Raw genomic sequence first — 15440 nt, forward strand, 5'->3', positions numbered from 1 at the left:
ATCCTTCATGACCGAGCAGTCCACGTCCGCCCTGACCATCCGTCCCGCCTCCGAGTGCCGCTACGACGCGGTCTCCCTCGGCGAGGTCATGCTCCGCCTCGACCCGGGCGAGGGGCGCATCCGCACCGCCCGCCAGTTCAGGGCGTGGGAGGGCGGCGGTGAGTACAACGTCACCCGCGGCCTGCGCCGGGCGTTCGGCCTGCGCGGTGCGATCGTGACCGCGCTCGCCGACAACGAGATCGGGCGCCTGGTCGAGGACTTCATCCTGACCGGTGGGCTCGACACCCAGTTCATCCGCTGGGCTCCGTACGACGGGATCGGCCGCGGCGTGCGCAACGGCCTGAACTTCACCGAGCGCGGCTTCGGCGTCCGCGGCGCGGTGGGGGTCTCCGACCGCGGCAACACCGCCGTGTCCCAGCTCAAGCCGGGCGACGTCGACTGGGACCACCTGTTCGGCGAGCTCGGGGTGCGGTGGCTGCACACCGGCGGGATCTTCGCGGCGCTCAGCGAGAGCACCGCGGACACGGTGGTCGAGGCGGTCACCAAGGCCAAGCAGTACGGCACGGTCGTCTCCTACGACCTGAACTACCGGCCGAGCCTGTGGAAGGCGATCGGCGGCCTGGCGAAGGCGCAGGAGGTCAACAAGGAGATCGCGAAGCACATCGACGTCATGATCGGCAACGAGGAGGACTTCACCGCCTCCCTCGGCTTCGAGGTCGAGGGCGTCGACGAGAGCCTGTCGGCGCTCGAGGTCGACAAGTTCGCCGCCATGATCGAGACGGCCGCCGCCGCGTACCCCAACTTCGCGGTGATCGGCACCACGATGCGCACCGTGCACTCGGCGAGCATCAACGACTGGGGCGCGCTCGCCTGGTCGCGCGAGACCGGCGTCGTGCAGTCCACGCACCGCGAGCGCCTGGAGATCCTCGACCGCGTCGGCGGTGGCGACTCCTTCGCCTCCGGCCTGATCTACGGGCTGCTGGACGGCCAGTCCCTGCAGACGGCGGTGGAGTACGGCGCCGCCCACGGCGCGCTGGCGATGACGACCCCGGGCGACACGACCATGGTCACCAAGGCCGAGGTCCTCAAGCTCGCCGGCGGCGGCGGCGCCCGGGTCGACCGATGAGCCGGGCGTCGAGCACCGACCTGACCGGCCTGCGCGCGCTGGTGACCGGAGCGGGCACCGGGATCGGCCGCGAGATCGCGGTCGCCCTGGCCCGCGCGGGCGCCGACGTCGCGGTCACCTACCGCACCCACGACGCCGCCCCCGTGGTGGCCGAGATCGAGGCGCTCGGCCGCACCGCGGTCGCGCTGCCGCTGGACGCGACGAACAGCACCGACGTGCACGACGTCGTCGGGCGGGCCGCAGCGGCACTGGGCGGCGGCATCGACGTCCTGGTCAACAACGCCGGCGGCCTCGTGGGGCGCGTCCCGGTCGCCGCGATGTCGGACGAGCACTGGCACGCCGTGCTCGACGTCAACCTGACGAGCATGTTCTACGTGACCCGCTCGGTGCTGGAGCACATGCCCGACGGCGGCCGGATCATCTCGATCAGCTCGCAGGCCGGGCAGAACGGCGGCGGTCCGGGAGCTGTCGCCTACGCCGCCGCGAAGGCCGGCATGGACGGCATGACCCGCGGCCTGGCCAAGGAGCTCGGCTCACGCCGGATCACGGTGAACTCCATCGCGCCCGGCTTCATCGGCGAGACGCCGTTCCAGGAGACGTTCACCCCGGCCGACGCTCAGCGCGCGGCGATCGCCGGCATCCCGGTCGGCCGCCCGGGCGTGCCGGCCGACGTCGCCGCGGCGGCGCTCTACCTCGCCTCGGACGGCGCCGGGTTCGTCACCGGCGCGGTGATCGACGTCAACGGGGGCGCCTGGCTGCGCTGAGGCGACCACCCGCCTGCCCCCCACACGCCGAGTGCGACGCTCCGTTCCCTTCCGGCAAGCCGGACGGGGGCGGAACGTCGCACTCGGCGGTCATGCGCGCGGTCATGCGCGCGGTGCGCGGCGGCCGGGGTGGCGGGGCCGCGGGGGCGGGGCCGCGGTGGGGCGTGGGGCTACTTCACGTCCTCGTCGACCCAGTCCAAGGTCTTGGTGACGGCCTTCTTCCACAGGCGGTACTGGCGGTCGCGCTCGGCGTCGTCCATCGACGGCGTCCAGCGCTTGTCCTCGGCCCAGTTGTCGATGACGTCCTGCTCGCCGTTCCAGAACCCGACCGCGATGCCGGCCGCGTACGCCGCGCCCAGGGCGGTCGTCTCGGCGACCTTCGGCCGGATGACGGGCACGCCGAGGATGTCGGCCTGGAACTGCATGAGCGTCTCGTTGGCGACCATGCCGCCGTCGACCTTCAGCTCGGTGAGGTCGACGCCGGAGTCGGCGTTCATCGCGTCGAGCACCTCGCGGGTCTGGAAGGCCGTGGCCTCCAGCACCGCGCGGGCGATGTGTCCCTTGTTGACGTACCGGGTCAGGCCGACGAGCGCCCCGCGCGCGTCCGACCGCCAGTACGGGGCGAACAGGCCCGAGAACGCCGGGACGAAGTACGCGCCGCCGTTGTCCTCCACGGTCGCCGCGAGCTTCTCGATCTCCGGGGCCGAGGAGATGAGGCCCAGGTTGTCGCGCAGCCACTGCACCAGCGACCCCGAGACGGCGATCGAGCCCTCGAGGGCGTACACGGTCGGCTGGTCGCCGATCTTGTACCCGACCGTGGTCAGCAGCCCGTTCTTAGACAGGATCGGCTCGGTGCCGGTGTTCAGCAGCATGAAGTTGCCGGTGCCGTAGGTGTTCTTGGCGTTGCCGACCTCGAAGCACGCCTGCCCGAAGGTCGCCGCCTGCTGGTCGCCGAGGATGCCGGCGATCGGCACACCCGGGACCATGCCGCCCTCGCGACCGTGGCCGTAGACCTCGGAGGAGGAGCGGATCTCGGGCAGCATGGACATCGGGATGCCCATGTCGGCCGCGATCTCCTCGTTCCACGAGAGCGTGTCGAGGTTCATCAGCATGGTGCGCGAGGCGTTCGTCGGGTCGGTGACGTGGATGCCGCCGTCGGCCCCGCCGGTCATGTTCCACACGACCCACGCATCGGTGTTCCCGAACAGCAGGTCGCCCCGCTCCGCCTTCTCCCGGGCGCCGTCGACGTTGTCCAGGATCCACTTGACCTTGGGACCGGAGAAGTACGTGGCGAGCGGCAGCCCGACCTTGTCCTTGTACCGGTCCGCGCCGCCGCCGAGGGCGCCGAGGTCGTCGGCGATCTTCTGGGTGCGGGTGTCCTGCCAGACGATCGCGTTGTAGACCGGCTGGCCGGTCGTCCGGTCCCACACCACCGCGGTCTCGCGCTGGTTGGTGATGCCGACGGCGACGATGTCGCGGAAGGTGAGGTTCGCCCGGGTCAGCGCGAGGCCCACGACCTCGCGCGTGTTGCGCCAGATCTCGTTGGCATCGTGCTCGACCCAGCCGGCCTTGGGGAAGATCTGCTCGTGCTCGATCTGCCCGGTCTCGACGATGAGCCCGGAGTGGTCAAAGACGATCGCGCGGGTGCTCGTGGTGCCCTGGTCGATCGCGAGGACGTAGTCAGCCATGGTGCGTCGTTGCCCTTCTGGTGGTGGTCGTCTGCAGGCCGCCGGGTGGGCGGGTGGTGAGGGTCGGCCGGGCGCGTCGGTGCGCCGGCACGACCGGTGGGTGTGCCTCCCCGCGGTCAGCCCAGGCGCGCGGCGAGGCCGGCGAGCACGCCACCGACGATCGGCCCGGCGATCGGGACCCAGGAGTACGCCCAGTCGCTGGAGCCCTTGCCCTTGATGGGCAGGATGGCGTGCGCGATGCGCGGCCCCAGGTCACGGGCCGGGTTGATGGCGTACCCCGTCGGACCGCCGAGGCTCGCGCCGATGCCCACGACGAGCAGGGCGACCGCCAGCGGGCCCAGGCCGGACGGCGTGCTGCCGAACTGGATGACGATGTAGACCAGCACGAAGGTGCCGATCACCTCGGTGACGAAGTTCCAGGCGTAGGAGCGGATCTCCGGGCCGGTGGAGAACACACCGAGCTTCACCGCGGGGTCGGCCGGCTCGTCGAAGTGGTTCTTGTACGCGAGGAAGGCCAGCACGGCACCGATGAACGCACCGATGAGCTGCGCGAGGATGTAGACGAGCGTGGAGGTGAGGTTGGCCTCGACGCCGTCCGCGAACTCGTCGGCGCCGTTGGCGAGCAGGCCAAGCGTCACGGCCGGGTTCAGGTGCGAGCCGGAGCCCGCCGACGCGTAGACACCGGCGAACACCGCCAGACCCCACCCGAAGTTGATCACCAGCCAGCCGCTGCCGAACCCCTTGGTCCTGGGCAGGATGACGTTGGCCACCACGCCGGCTCCGAGCAGGATCAGGAACGCTGTCCCGACGACCTCGGATACGAAAGCTTCTCTCACATTGACCTCTCAGGGTTGACGGGACGTCCTTGTCGCGTGCTTCCCGGCCCGCCGTCGGACCGGGACGTGCCGCCGGTGCCCCCCCCGCACCGACGTCAGGTCACAGGGCCGGGCTCACCTCGCGCAGCGGCGTGATGTCCGTGGCGGCCAGCCGCGCGCGCTGGGCCGCGGCGTCGTCCGGCTGGAGTTCGGCGGCTGCCTCCGCCTGGGCGCGGGCGGTGTAGGCGGCGATCTCCGCCGAGCGGGTCGCCTCGTCCCACCCGAGCAGCGGCGCGACGATGTCGGCGATCTCGTCGATGGCCCCCAGCCCCCGGTCCGCCTGCTCGTAGTTGAGCCGGGTGCGGTGCATGAAGATGTCGTCCAGGTGCAGAGCCCCCTCGTGGGTCACCGCGTAGGCGATCTCGACCCTCAGGTACGCCGGGGCACCCGTGAGGCGGTCGCCCAGGGTGCGGTCCTCGTCGACCATGGCGGTCAGCTCGGGCAGCAGGGACCCGTACCGGTGCAGCAGGTGGTCGAGCATCGCGCGGGACCAGCCGTAGCGGCGGGCGATCGTGGGTGCCTGACGCTGCAGCACCTGCAGGCCCTCCGCCCCGGCCAGCGGGATGGTGTCGGTGATGGACGGCAGGGTGTGAGCGCGCCCGCCGATCGCGAAGTCGATCGCGTCCTTGGCCATCACCCGGTAGGTCGTGAGCTTGCCGCCGGCGATCACCGTCAGTCCCGGCGTCGGCGAGGCGGTGGTGTGCTCGCGCGACACCTTGGCCGACGACGTGCCGGCCTTCGTCCCCGGCTGCAGCAGCGGGCGCAGGCCCGCCCAGGTGCCGATGACGTCCTCGCGCGCGATGGGGTGCGACAGCACCGCGTTGGCGTGGTCGATGACGTACTGGATGTCGGCCGCGTTGGCGACCGGGTGCACGAGGTCCTCGTGCCACGCGGTGTCGGTGGTGCCGATCACCCAGTAGCGCGACCACGGGATGATGAACAGGACGCTCTTCTCGGTCTGCAGGATCAGGCCGACGTCCCCGGCGATGCGGTCCCGCGGCACGACGATGTGGATGCCCTTGGAGGCCAGCACCCGCAGCCCGCCGTCGGTGCCAGCCAGCGACTCGGTCTGCTCGGTCCACACGCCGGTCGCGTTGACGACGTGCCGCGCGCGCACGTCGAACGTCCGGCCCGTCTCCAGGTCCTCGACGGTGGCGCCGGTGACGGTCCCGCCCTCGGTGGTGGTCATGGCCACGACCTGGGTCCGGGACGCCGCGTGGGCGCCGTAGGACACCGCGGTGCGGATCAGGGTGGAGACCAGGCGGGCGTCGTCGACGCTGGCGTCCCAGTAGCGGACGGCGCCGATGGCGGCGTCGTGACGCAGGTCGGGGAAGAGCTTCTCCAGGCCCTTGCGGGTCACGTGCCGGTGGATGGGCAGCGCGCGACGGCGGCCGTTGATGCTGGCCAGGGTGTCGTAGAGGGCGACGCCGGCGCCGACGTAGGCGCGCTCCCAGACGCGGTGCTCGAGGGGGTAGAGGAACGACACGGGGCGCACCAGGTGCGGCGCCAGGCGCCGCAGGAGCAGGTCGCGCTCGGTAAGGGCCTCGCGCACGAGGTGGAAGTCGAGCATCTGCAGGTACCGCAGCCCGCCGTGCACGAGCTTGCTGGACCGGCTCGACGTCCCGCTCGCCCAGTCCTGCGCCTCGACGATCCCGACCTTGAGGCCGCGGGTGACACCGTCCAGGACGATGCCGGCGCCCGTGACCCCGCCGCCGATCACCAGGACGTCCAGCTCGTGACCCGAGCTCGTGCTCCGCTCCAGCTCCGTCAGCGCGGCGCTGCGGGCCTGGGCCGTGAGTGCGGCTGTCTTCACTTCGTCCTCCTCGCCGGCGCGGGTCAGGTCGACCCGTGCCTGCACGCTGACCTGCGTCGGGACGTCGTCGGGGCGCCCTGCGTGCGACGGGGCCTATGCTTTCCACCGCACGAACGGACGCGCAAGCAACCTGCACGTATGTGCATCACGAAGGGGTGACCGTCGGTGCAGGAGCGTGAGCAGGACGTCCTGCGGGCGGCGTCGATGTACTACCTCCAGGACATGAAGATGGAGGTCATCGCGCGTCAGCTGGGCACGTCCCGGTCGACGGTGTCCCGGCTCATCAAGCGGGCGCGGGACTCCGGGCTGGTCGAGATCACCCTGCGGCCTGCGAGCACCCGCGCACCCGGGCTGGGCCAGCTGCTCGGCGCGCGGTTCGGGATCGCCGCGTACGTCGTGCCGGTCCCGGACTCCGCCGCGCAGATCGACCGGCTGGACCAGGTCGCGCTCACGTCGGCGAAGCTGCTCGCCTCGTGGTTCGACTCCGACATGGTGATGGGCGTCGCCTGGGGGACGACGCTGGCCGCCGTCAGCCGGCACCTGGTGCACAAGCCCACCCGCGGCAGCGCGGTGGTGCAGCTCAACGGGGCGGCCAACACCCGCACCAGCGGGATCGAGTACGCCAGCGACCTCATCTCCAGCTTCGGCTCCGCGTTCGACGCGGCGGTGCACCACTTCCCGGTCCCGGCGTTCTTCGACTTCCCCGACACGAAGGCCGCGATGTGGCGTGAGCGATCGGTGCGGCGGGTCCTTGACGTGCAACGACGTGCAGACATCGCCCTGTTCTCGGTCGGCGCGGTGGCCGGTGCGGTGCCGAGCCACGTGTACGCGGCCGGCTACCTGGACGACGCCGACGTGGAGACCCTGCACCAGGAGGGCGTCGTCGGGGACGTGTGCACGGTGTTCCTGCGGGCCGACGGCAGCTACGCCGACGTCGCGCTCAACGCCCGGGCGACCGGGCCGACGCCGGACGAGCTGCACCGGGTGCCGCGGCGGGTGTGCGTCGTGGCCGGCGACAACAAGGTCGTGCCGCTGCTCGCCGCGCTGCGCTCCGGGGTGGTGACCGACGTGGTGACCGACGAGCTCACCGCCTCGCGGCTGCTCGACGTCGTCGCGGCCACCATGCCGACCAGCGCCGAGCGGTCCCGGACCGCGATGGACACCGGGGCGTGGGACGCGCACGGGTCGCGTGCGGGTGGGCGGCCCGCGGCGGCGGTCCGGGCGGCGGCGCGGTCCGGCGGGGCAGGGTACCGGGTGCCTCGCTGAAGCATGCGTCCGACGAGCGGACGCCGGGGCGGTGCACGCCGCGCCGCTAGCGTGGGCGCGTGACCGCCGCCCCCTTCACCGTGCGCCCCGCGCTGCCCGCCGACGTGCGGGCCATCGCCGACCTCGTGGCGCCGTACGCGAACGAGCGGATCCTGCTCGCCAAGGAGATGGTCGGCTACTACGAGTCCGTCCAGGAGTTCCTCGTGGCGGAGGCGGACGGCGAGGTGATCGGCTGCGGGGCGCTGCACGTCATGTGGCAGGACCTGGCCGAGGTCCGCACGCTCGCGGTGGACGCGGCGTGGCGCGGCCGGGGCGTCGGGCACGCGCTGCTCGACGCGCTGGTGCAGCGCGCCCGCGATCTCGGGCTGCGGCGGCTGTTCTGCCTGACCTTCGAGGTCGACTTCTTCACCGCGCACGGGTTCACCGCGATCGACGGCACCCCCGTCCCGACCGACGTGTACGCCGAGCTCCTGCGCTCGCACGACGACGGCGTCGCGGAGTTCCTCGACCTCGCGCGGGTCAAGCCGAACACGCTCGGCAACACGAGGATGCTGATCGAGCTCGAGTAGCCCTCAGGCCGGCAGGCGCAGGGCGGGCTCGTCGTCGCCGACCACCTCGACGAGGCCGTCTGCGACGAGCCCGTCCACGCACCGCTGCAGCCGCGGCCGGTCGGTGCCCTCGACGGCGAGCCGCTCCACCTCCACGAGCGGGACGGGCCCCACGCTGTCGCGCAGCAGCCCCATGACCCGGCCGCGCACCTGCCGGTCCGTGCCGGCCCAGCCCTGCGTCCGGCGGCGTGCGGCGTGGAGGTCGGGCGGGTACCCGTCCGCGCGCCACCGGCACAGGTCCGCGACCGGGCAGGCGCCGCACCGCGGCGCCCGGGCGGTGCAGACGACGGCGCCCAGCTCCATCGACGCGGCGGCCCAGGCCGCGGCGTCCCCCGGGGCGTCCGGGACGAGCGCCGTCGCCCGGCGCACCTCGGCGACCGTATGCGCGGGCGACGGCAGGGCGGCGCCGTCGACCGCGCGCGCGAGGACCCGGCGGACGTTCGTGTCCAGGACGACGGACCGGCCGCCGTACGCGAACGCGACCACCGCGGCGGCCGTGTACGAGCCGATCCCCGGCAGCGCACGCAGCTCGTCCTCGTCGCTCGGCACGACGCCGTCGTGCCGCTCGGTGATCGCCCGGGCGCACTCCTGCAGGCGCAGCGCCCGCCGCGGGTAGCCCAGCCGCCCCCAGGCGCGCAGGACGTCGGCCGTGCCGGCGGCGGCGAGGTCGGCCGGCACCGGCCACACCCGCAGCCACTGCTCCCACACGGGCAGGACGCGCACCACCGGGGTCTGCTGCAGCATCACCTCGCTGACCAGCACGCCCCACGGCGTGCGGTCCGGCGCACGCCACGGCAGGTCACGGCGGTGCTCACCGAACCAGACGGTGACCCGGTCGGTCAGGGGGGACGACGGCACGGGCGACATCGTGCCGCACGGCGCGCCGTACGCCCGGACGAGTGACGTCGCCGTCGGCGCGCCGTCGGCGCGCCGCCGGGGGGCGCCGTCACGCGCCGACGTAGCGTGGGAGCGGTGGTCGAGCCGGACGGCGACGGAGCGAACCGGCTCCACGAGGAGGGGCGATGAGCACGGTCCTGCACCCCGTGGGTCCCCAGCGAGCGCGCGTCTACTGGGTCCGCCGGCTGGTCGTCGTGGCGCTCCTCCTGCTGGTGGCGGCCGCAGGATGGGCGATCGCCGCCCGGTTCCTGGGGGACGGCGGGGACGCCGCCGCCAGCGCGGCCGAGCAGCCCGAGGACCGGGCGGAGGAGCAGTCCTCCGGCGAGCGCGCCGACGAGAGGGCCGCCGAGGACGACGCCGACGCGGCTCCGGCCACCCCGGTGGACTGCGTCGCGGACGCGCTGCAGGTCACGCTGACCGCCAGCGGGCAGATCTACGACGCCGCCACGCGGCCCGTCCTGACGGCCACGATCACCAACGTGGGCGACGTCCCGTGCACCGTCGACGCCGGGGACGCCAACCGGGAGATCCTCATCACCTCCGGCCCGGACCGGATCTGGTCCAGCAAGGACTGCGCCACCGCCGACACCGCCTCCCGGCAGCTGCTGCTCGGGGCGGGCGCGGCGGACACGGCCGAGCTGACCTGGGAGCGGACCCGCACAGCTGAGGGCTGCCCCGCAGGTCTGCCGGAGCCGCGCCCCGGGACCTACCAGGCCGTGACGACGCTGGGCACGGTCAGCTCCGTGCCGGTGGTGTTCGCGCTGCTGTAGCCGCACGGCTGCCGGTGCCCGGCACCTACGTGACGGGCGGACCTGCCGGGGCAGCGGACGCGGCGCACTCCCGACGGCCTAGACGTACCGCTCGAGGATGCTCGACTCCGCGAGCCGGGAGAGGCCCTCGCGCACCGCGCGGGCCCGCTGCTCACCAACGCCGTCGACGGCCATGAGCTCCTCGATGCCCGCGGCCAGCAGCTTCTGCAGGCCGCCGAAGTGCCCGACCAGCCGGTCGACGATCGCCCCGGGCAGCCGCGGCACCTTGGACAGCAGCCGGTACCCGCGCGGCCCCACCGCGGCGTCGAGGGCGTCGCCGCCGCCGGGCAGGCCCAGGATCCGGGCGATGTGCGCGAGGTCGAGCAGCTCGGTGGAGTTGAGCTCGGCGAGCGCCGCCTGCACGGCGGCCGACTCCAGCTCCTTGCGCGAGGTCTCGACGTAGTCGCGGATGACCAGCTCGTGGTCGGCGCCGATCCCGCCGATCAGCTCGTCGAGTTGCAGCGCGAGCAGGCGGCCGTCGGTGCCGAGCTCGACGACGTAGCCGGCGATCTCCTCGGAGATCCGGCGCACCATCTCCAGCCGCTGGACGACGGCGGACACGTCCCGCACGGTGACCAGGTCCTCGATCTCGAGCGCCGAGAGCGTCCCGCTCACCTCGTCGAGGCGCGCCTTGTAGCGCTCGAGGGTCGCGAGCGCCTGGTTCGCGCGGGACAGGATCGTGTCGGAGTCCTCCAGCACGTAGCGCAGCCCGCCGACGTACAGCGCGACGATCCGCATCGACTGGCTGACCGAGATGACCGGGAAGCCGGTCTGCTTGGCGACGCGCTCGGCCGTGCGGTGCCGCGTGCCGGACTCGGTGGTCTCGATCGACGGGTCGGGCAGCAGCTGCACCGCTGCGCGCAGGATGCGGGTGGCGTCCTTGTCCAGGACGACGGCGCCGTCCATCTTGGCGAGCTCACGCAGGCGGGTCGCGGAGAACTCCACGTCCAGGACGAAGCCGCCGGTGCAGATGGACTCCACCGTCCGGTCGAAGCCGAGGACGACCAGGGCCCCGGTGCGCCCGCGCAGGATGCGCTCGAGCCCGTCGCGCAGCTCCCCGCCCGGCGCGACGGCGGCCAGCGTCGTCCGCAGCAGGTCGTCGGGGGTGAGGGAGGGCGTGGCCACGTCCGGATCCTACGCGGGGCCGCTGTCGACCTGGTGGAGCCGGGGTCGGACCGGCCCGGCTGCCGGTCGCCTGGCCGCGGAGGCGTCCCGCGGCTTGCTGCTCAGCAGCACCGCCTCGTGGAGGTCGGCGACCTCGGTGACCGCCATCGTGGCCGGCGCCTGGCCGGGCGCGAGCGACCCGCGCGGCACCATCGCCCGTACGAACCCCAGCCGGGCCGCCTCCTGCAGCCGCCGGGCGGCCCCGGTGACCGGCCGGATCTCCCCGGCGAGGCCCACCTCGCCCATGACGACCATGCCGGGCTTGAGCGGCACGTTCTCCCGTGCGCTGACCGTCGCCAGGGCGACGGCGAGGTCCGCGGACGGCTCGACCACCCGGGCGCCGCCGACCGTGGAGACGTACACGTCGAACTCCGCCAGCCGCGCCCCGACCCGCTGCTGCAGCACCGCGAGCACCATCGCCAGGCGGCTGGAGTCCACGCCGCTGGTCGTCCGGCGGGGGTTGGCGAGCCCGCTCGTGGCCACGAGCGACTGGATCTCGGCGGCGAGCGGCCGGCGCCCCTCGAGGGTCACGGTCACGCAGGTGCCGGCCACGTGGTTCAGCGCCTGGGACAGGAACAGCCCGCTCGGGTCGGTCAGCCCGACGATGCCCGTCTCGGACAGGTCGAAGCAGCCGACCTCGTCCGTGGGTCCGTAGCGATTCTTGGTCGCCCGGACGAGCCGCAGGCGCGAGTGGCGCTCGCCCTCGAACTGGCACACCACGTCCACGAGGTGCTCGAGGGTGCGGGGGCCGGCGATGGACCCGTCCTTGGTCACGTGGCCGACGAGGACCGTGGGGATGTCCCGCTCCTTGGCGACGGCGATGAGCGCCGCGGCGACCTCACGGACCTGCGAGACGCCCCCCGCCGTTCCGTCCACCTGCGCCGACGCGATGGTCTGCACCGAGTCGACGACCAGCATGTCGGGGGCGACCTGGTCGACGTGCCCGAGCACCGTGCCGAGGTCGGTCTCGGCTGCGAGCAGCAGGTTCGGGTCGACCGCCCGGATCCGCTCCGCGCGCAGCCGCACCTGACCGGCCGACTCCTCCCCGGTGACGTACAGGACCCGCCGTCCACCGCGGGCGGCCCGCGCCGCCACGTCGAGCAGGAGGGTGGACTTGCCGACCCCCGGCTCACCCGCGAGCAGGACGACCGCGCCCGGGACGAGCCCGCCGCCGAGCACCCGGTCGAGCTCCTCGACGCCGGTCGGCCGAGCCCGGGCCAGCTCCACGTCGATCTCGCCGATGGGCAGCGCCGGGGTGCGCGCGGCGGTGGTGGCCGTCCGCGGTGCGCCGCCACCCGGGCCGGCCTCCTCGGCGACGCTGCCCCACGCCTGGCACTCCCCGCAGCGGCCCACCCACTTGGACGTGGTCCAGCCGCACTCGGCGCACCGGTACCCGGGTCGGGGGGTGCGGTCGGTGCGCCGGGTGCTCGCGGGGGAAGCCATGGCGCCGACGGTAGCCGCCGCGTCCGACATGGCCGCGGAGGGTGCACAGCTGCGGTGCACGGGGTGCGTAGGCTCGCGCCGATGTGGACCGGGCGCGAGCACCCCGGCACACCCGGGAGGGGAGCGATGAGCAAGGCCAGGGGCGGTCCCGGCGGCTCCGCCGCGGCGGGGGCCGGCGACGGCGCCGCCATCCCGGACCCCACGACCCCGGACCCCGTGACCGGGGACCCCACGACCCGGGGGTCCGCCACCCCGGACCGCTCCGCCCCGGACGCCGCCGCAGCCACCCCCGGGCCGCCGCGCCGTCGGCGCCGCCGCGTGCTGCTCGCCGTCCTCGCCGGCGTTCTCGTCGTCGTGGGTGGGACGGCCCTGGCGCTCGGCCTGCTGGACGGTGACCGGGAGCCGGGAGCGGTCGCGCCCGAGACGGTCGTCCTGCCGTCGCCGACGCCGACGATCGCGCCCGTCGAGCGCGCGCCGGTGAGCCCGTTCGCGGACTCCCTGCCGAGCTCGGTCCTCGGGTACGCGCTGACGTCGCTCGTCGAGGAGCCGGCCCTGCTCGCGGCCGGGGCGCTCGAGGGGTACCGCCTGGACTACTCCGACGGCGCGGCCGGCACGGTCACCGTCACCGCCGGGCAGTGGGAGTCCGACGCCGACGCCGCGACCGCGCTCGCGGCGGCGACCACCGCCGCCGGTGCGACCGCGGTCCCGGTGACCGACGGCGGGCCGACGTCGGGCGAGGTGCAGGTGGGCGGCGCCGTCGTCGGGGGCTGGACGCTGACCCAGGCCGCGGACGGCAGCGGGACGGTCACGTGGTCCAACGGCACGGTGGTGCTGCAGGCGACCGGTCCGGCCGACGTCGTCCGGGACGTCTACGCCGCCTACCCGTACTGACGCTCGCTCACTGACCCTCGTGTACCGACCCACGCCGCAGCGCCGCCCAGGACCCGGGCCGCACCTAGTCTGGGCCCGCACGTCGCGCCCGCCCGGGCGTGGGCGGCGCGCGGTGGGAGGGACGAGATGGACGACGTGACGACACCCCGGCTGGCCGTGCTCGGCGGCGGGGTCATGGGTGAGACGGTCGTGTCCGCTGCGCTGCGCGCCGGGTGGACGGACGAGGACGTCCGGGTGACCGAGCGCTCGGCGGTCCGCGCCAACGAGCTGTCCGAGCGCTACGGCGTGCGGGCCGCGGACGGCAACGCGAAGGTCGCCCGCTGGGCGGACGTGGTCCTGGTCGCGCTGAAGCCGCACGACGTCGCCGGCGTGCTCGGGGAGATCCGCGACGTGCTGCGGCCCGGCACCCTGGTCGTCTCCGTCGCCGCGGGCCTGACATGCGCGTTCTACGAGGCGCGGCTGCCGGACGGCACGCCGGTCGTCCGCGTCATGCCCAACACCCCGGCGGTCATCGGTCGGGGCGCCAGCGCGATCAGCGCCGGTACCCACGCGGGCGAGGAGCACCTCGCGGTCACCGAGCGGGTCCTGGCCCGCACCGGCCTGGTGGTCCGCGCACCGGAGAAGGACCTGGACGCGGTCACCGCCATCTCCGGCTCCGGCCCTGCGTACGTGTTCTACGTGATCGACGCGATGGCCGAGGCCGGGGTGCTGCTGGGCCTGACCCGGGACCGGGCGCGCGAGCTCGCGGTCGCCACCGTGCTCGGCTCGGCGGCGATGGTCCAGGAGACCGGCGAGCACCCGGTCGTCCTGCGGGAGCGGGTGTCGTCCCCGGGTGGCACCACGGTCGCCGGCGTCCGCGAGCTCGACGCCCATGGCGTGCGGGCGGCGTTCATCGCCGCCGCAGAGGCGGCCCGGGACCGGTCCGTCGAGCTCGGCGCCCAGTAGCCGGCATGTCCACGCCCGTCGCCCCGCGCCCCGCCGCCGACCCTCCCGCCCGCTCGTCCGACCTGGCGGCCGTCCGCCCGTCGGTCCGCCCGCCCGTCCGCCCGTCCGCCCGCCCACCGGCGATGAGCGACGTCGCCGCGGTCGCCGGCGTCTCGCACCAGACGGTGTCCCGGGTGCTCAACGACCACCCGTCCGTCCGGGAGGAGACGCGCCAGCGGGTGCTGGACGCGATCGAGGCCACCGGGTACCGGCGCAACACGGCTGCGCGTGCCCTGGTGACGCGGCGGACGGGGACGATCGGCGTCGTCACGTCCGGGTCCGCGCTGTTCGGGCCGACCAGCACGCTCATCGCGATCGAGAACGCGGCACGGGACGCGGGCCGGTTCGTCAGCGTCGCGACGGTCGCCCGGTGGCAGGCCGAGGCGATGCGCCGCGCGCTGGAGCATTTCCTGGACCAGGGCGTCGACGGGGTCGTGGTCGTGGCGGGGCACGATGACGCCGTCGACGCCGTCCGCCGGTTCGCCTCGGCGGTGCCGGTCGTCATGGTCGGGCCGCCGGTGCTGCCCGGGCCGGGACCGCGCACGGTCGCCGTCGACCAGTACGCCGGCGCCCGGGCGGCGGTGCGGCACCTGCTCGACCTGGGCCACACCGGCGTGGTCCACGTCGCCGGTCCGGCGCACTGGCTGGACGCGCGCCGTCGGGTCAGCGGCTGGGAGGACGAGCTGCGGTCCGCGGGCGTCGAGCCGGGTCCGGCGCTGCCGGCGGACTGGAGCGCGGACAGCGGCTACCGGGCGGGCCGGCGGCTGCTGGCCGACGGGCTGCCGACCGCGGTCTTCGCCGCGAACGACCAGCTGGCCCTGGGCCTGCTGCACGCCTTCGCCGAGGCGGGGGTGCGGGTCCCCGGGGACGTCTCGGTGGTCGGCTTCGACGACGTCGACGGCGCCGCCCACTTCGTCCCGCCGCTGACCACCGTCCGGCAGGACTTCCGCGAGCTCGGCGCCCGGTGCCTCGCCGTGCTGCTCGACCTCATCGACGGGGGCGACCCCCATCCGGACACGGTCGCGCCCCGGCTCGTGGTCCGGGAGAGCTCCGGGCCGCCGCACGGCTGATCGTCGGCGCTTGGACGACGCTGGTGTGAGCGCTAACATCGT

At 74.2% G+C, this 15440-nt stretch carries 14 protein-coding genes; 8 read left to right on the forward strand and 6 right to left on the reverse strand.

The window, feature by feature from the left end:
- The first annotated feature begins 7 nt into the window (after window positions 1–7).
- Both CAE01nite_RS02350 and CAE01nite_RS02355 read left to right on the forward strand, forming a co-directional pair.
- Window positions 8–1126: a sugar kinase gene (locus CAE01nite_RS02350; protein ID WP_146899298.1), complete on the forward strand. Its 1119-nt coding sequence runs from the start codon at window positions 8–10 to the stop codon at window positions 1124–1126.
- Complete coding sequence (locus CAE01nite_RS02355; RefSeq protein WP_146899301.1) at window positions 1123–1890, forward strand: SDR family NAD(P)-dependent oxidoreductase; 768 nt, start codon at window positions 1123–1125, stop codon at window positions 1888–1890. The genes CAE01nite_RS02350 and CAE01nite_RS02355 overlap by 4 nt, the downstream gene beginning before the upstream one ends.
- A gap of 170 nt (window positions 1891–2060) precedes the next feature.
- Here CAE01nite_RS02355 and glpK read toward each other — a convergent pair whose 3' ends face one another.
- The 3 genes from glpK to CAE01nite_RS02370 form a co-directional block, all read right to left on the reverse strand.
- The gene (gene glpK, locus CAE01nite_RS02360; RefSeq protein WP_146899304.1) at window positions 2061–3578 is read right to left on the reverse strand and encodes a glycerol kinase GlpK; all 1518 of its coding nucleotides are present in this window, start codon (window positions 3576–3578) and stop codon (window positions 2061–2063) included.
- 116 nt (window positions 3579–3694) lie between these two features.
- Complete coding sequence (locus CAE01nite_RS02365) at window positions 3695–4414, reverse strand: MIP/aquaporin family protein (RefSeq protein WP_146899306.1); 720 nt, start codon at window positions 4412–4414, stop codon at window positions 3695–3697.
- Between the two features lie 100 nt (window positions 4415–4514).
- On the reverse strand, window positions 4515–6266 hold the full coding sequence (locus tag CAE01nite_RS02370; protein WP_146899309.1) for a glycerol-3-phosphate dehydrogenase/oxidase: 1752 nt from the start codon (window positions 6264–6266) through the stop codon (window positions 4515–4517).
- 165 nt (window positions 6267–6431) lie between these two features.
- Between CAE01nite_RS02370 and CAE01nite_RS02375 the strand changes: the two genes are divergently transcribed.
- Complete coding sequence (locus CAE01nite_RS02375; protein ID WP_146899312.1) at window positions 6432–7532, forward strand: sugar-binding transcriptional regulator; 1101 nt, start codon at window positions 6432–6434, stop codon at window positions 7530–7532.
- 59 nt (window positions 7533–7591) lie between these two features.
- Window positions 7592–8101 carry an amino-acid N-acetyltransferase gene (locus CAE01nite_RS02380; protein ID WP_146899314.1) on the forward strand — a complete coding sequence of 170 codons (510 nt, stop codon included), beginning with the start codon at window positions 7592–7594 and terminating at the stop codon, window positions 8099–8101.
- 3 nt (window positions 8102–8104) lie between these two features.
- Here the strand turns inward: CAE01nite_RS02380 and CAE01nite_RS02385 are convergent, their stop codons facing one another.
- Window positions 8105–9007 (reverse strand): iron-sulfur binding domain-containing protein, encoded by a 903-nt coding sequence (locus CAE01nite_RS02385; protein ID WP_146899317.1) that lies wholly within the window; start codon window positions 9005–9007, stop codon window positions 8105–8107.
- A gap of 155 nt (window positions 9008–9162) precedes the next feature.
- On the opposite strand from CAE01nite_RS02385, the gene CAE01nite_RS02390 reads away from it, so the two are divergent.
- Window positions 9163–9807 (forward strand): hypothetical protein, encoded by a 645-nt coding sequence (locus tag CAE01nite_RS02390; RefSeq protein WP_146899320.1) that lies wholly within the window; start codon window positions 9163–9165, stop codon window positions 9805–9807.
- Between the two features lie 78 nt (window positions 9808–9885).
- Here CAE01nite_RS02390 and disA read toward each other — a convergent pair whose 3' ends face one another.
- Together disA and radA are read right to left on the reverse strand one after the other, a co-directional pair.
- Complete coding sequence (disA, locus tag CAE01nite_RS02395; RefSeq protein ID WP_146899323.1) at window positions 9886–10971, reverse strand: DNA integrity scanning diadenylate cyclase DisA; 1086 nt, start codon at window positions 10969–10971, stop codon at window positions 9886–9888.
- Between the two features lie 9 nt (window positions 10972–10980).
- Window positions 10981–12453 (reverse strand): DNA repair protein RadA, encoded by a 1473-nt coding sequence (gene radA, locus CAE01nite_RS02400; protein ID WP_146899325.1) that lies wholly within the window; start codon window positions 12451–12453, stop codon window positions 10981–10983.
- Window positions 12454–12579: 126 nt separating this feature from the next.
- Between radA and CAE01nite_RS17970 the strand changes: the two genes are divergently transcribed.
- The 3 genes from CAE01nite_RS17970 to CAE01nite_RS02415 all read left to right on the forward strand — a co-directional run bounded on the left by CAE01nite_RS17970 (window position 12580) and on the right by CAE01nite_RS02415 (window position 15398).
- Complete coding sequence (locus CAE01nite_RS17970) at window positions 12580–13344, forward strand: hypothetical protein (RefSeq protein ID WP_186816382.1); 765 nt, start codon at window positions 12580–12582, stop codon at window positions 13342–13344.
- A 126-nt stretch (window positions 13345–13470) separates the two neighbouring features.
- A complete protein-coding gene (proC, locus tag CAE01nite_RS02410; RefSeq protein ID WP_146899327.1) occupies window positions 13471–14289 on the forward strand; it encodes a pyrroline-5-carboxylate reductase in 819 nt (272 codons plus the stop codon).
- A gap of 5 nt (window positions 14290–14294) precedes the next feature.
- On the forward strand, window positions 14295–15398 hold the full coding sequence (locus CAE01nite_RS02415) for a LacI family DNA-binding transcriptional regulator (protein WP_307724966.1): 1104 nt from the start codon (window positions 14295–14297) through the stop codon (window positions 15396–15398).
- The last annotated feature ends 42 nt before the right edge of the window (window positions 15399–15440 follow it).

It is taken from the genome of Cellulomonas aerilata (genome assembly GCF_007991755.1).
Taxonomy (GTDB): domain Bacteria; phylum Actinomycetota; class Actinomycetes; order Actinomycetales; family Cellulomonadaceae; genus Pengzhenrongella; species Pengzhenrongella aerilata.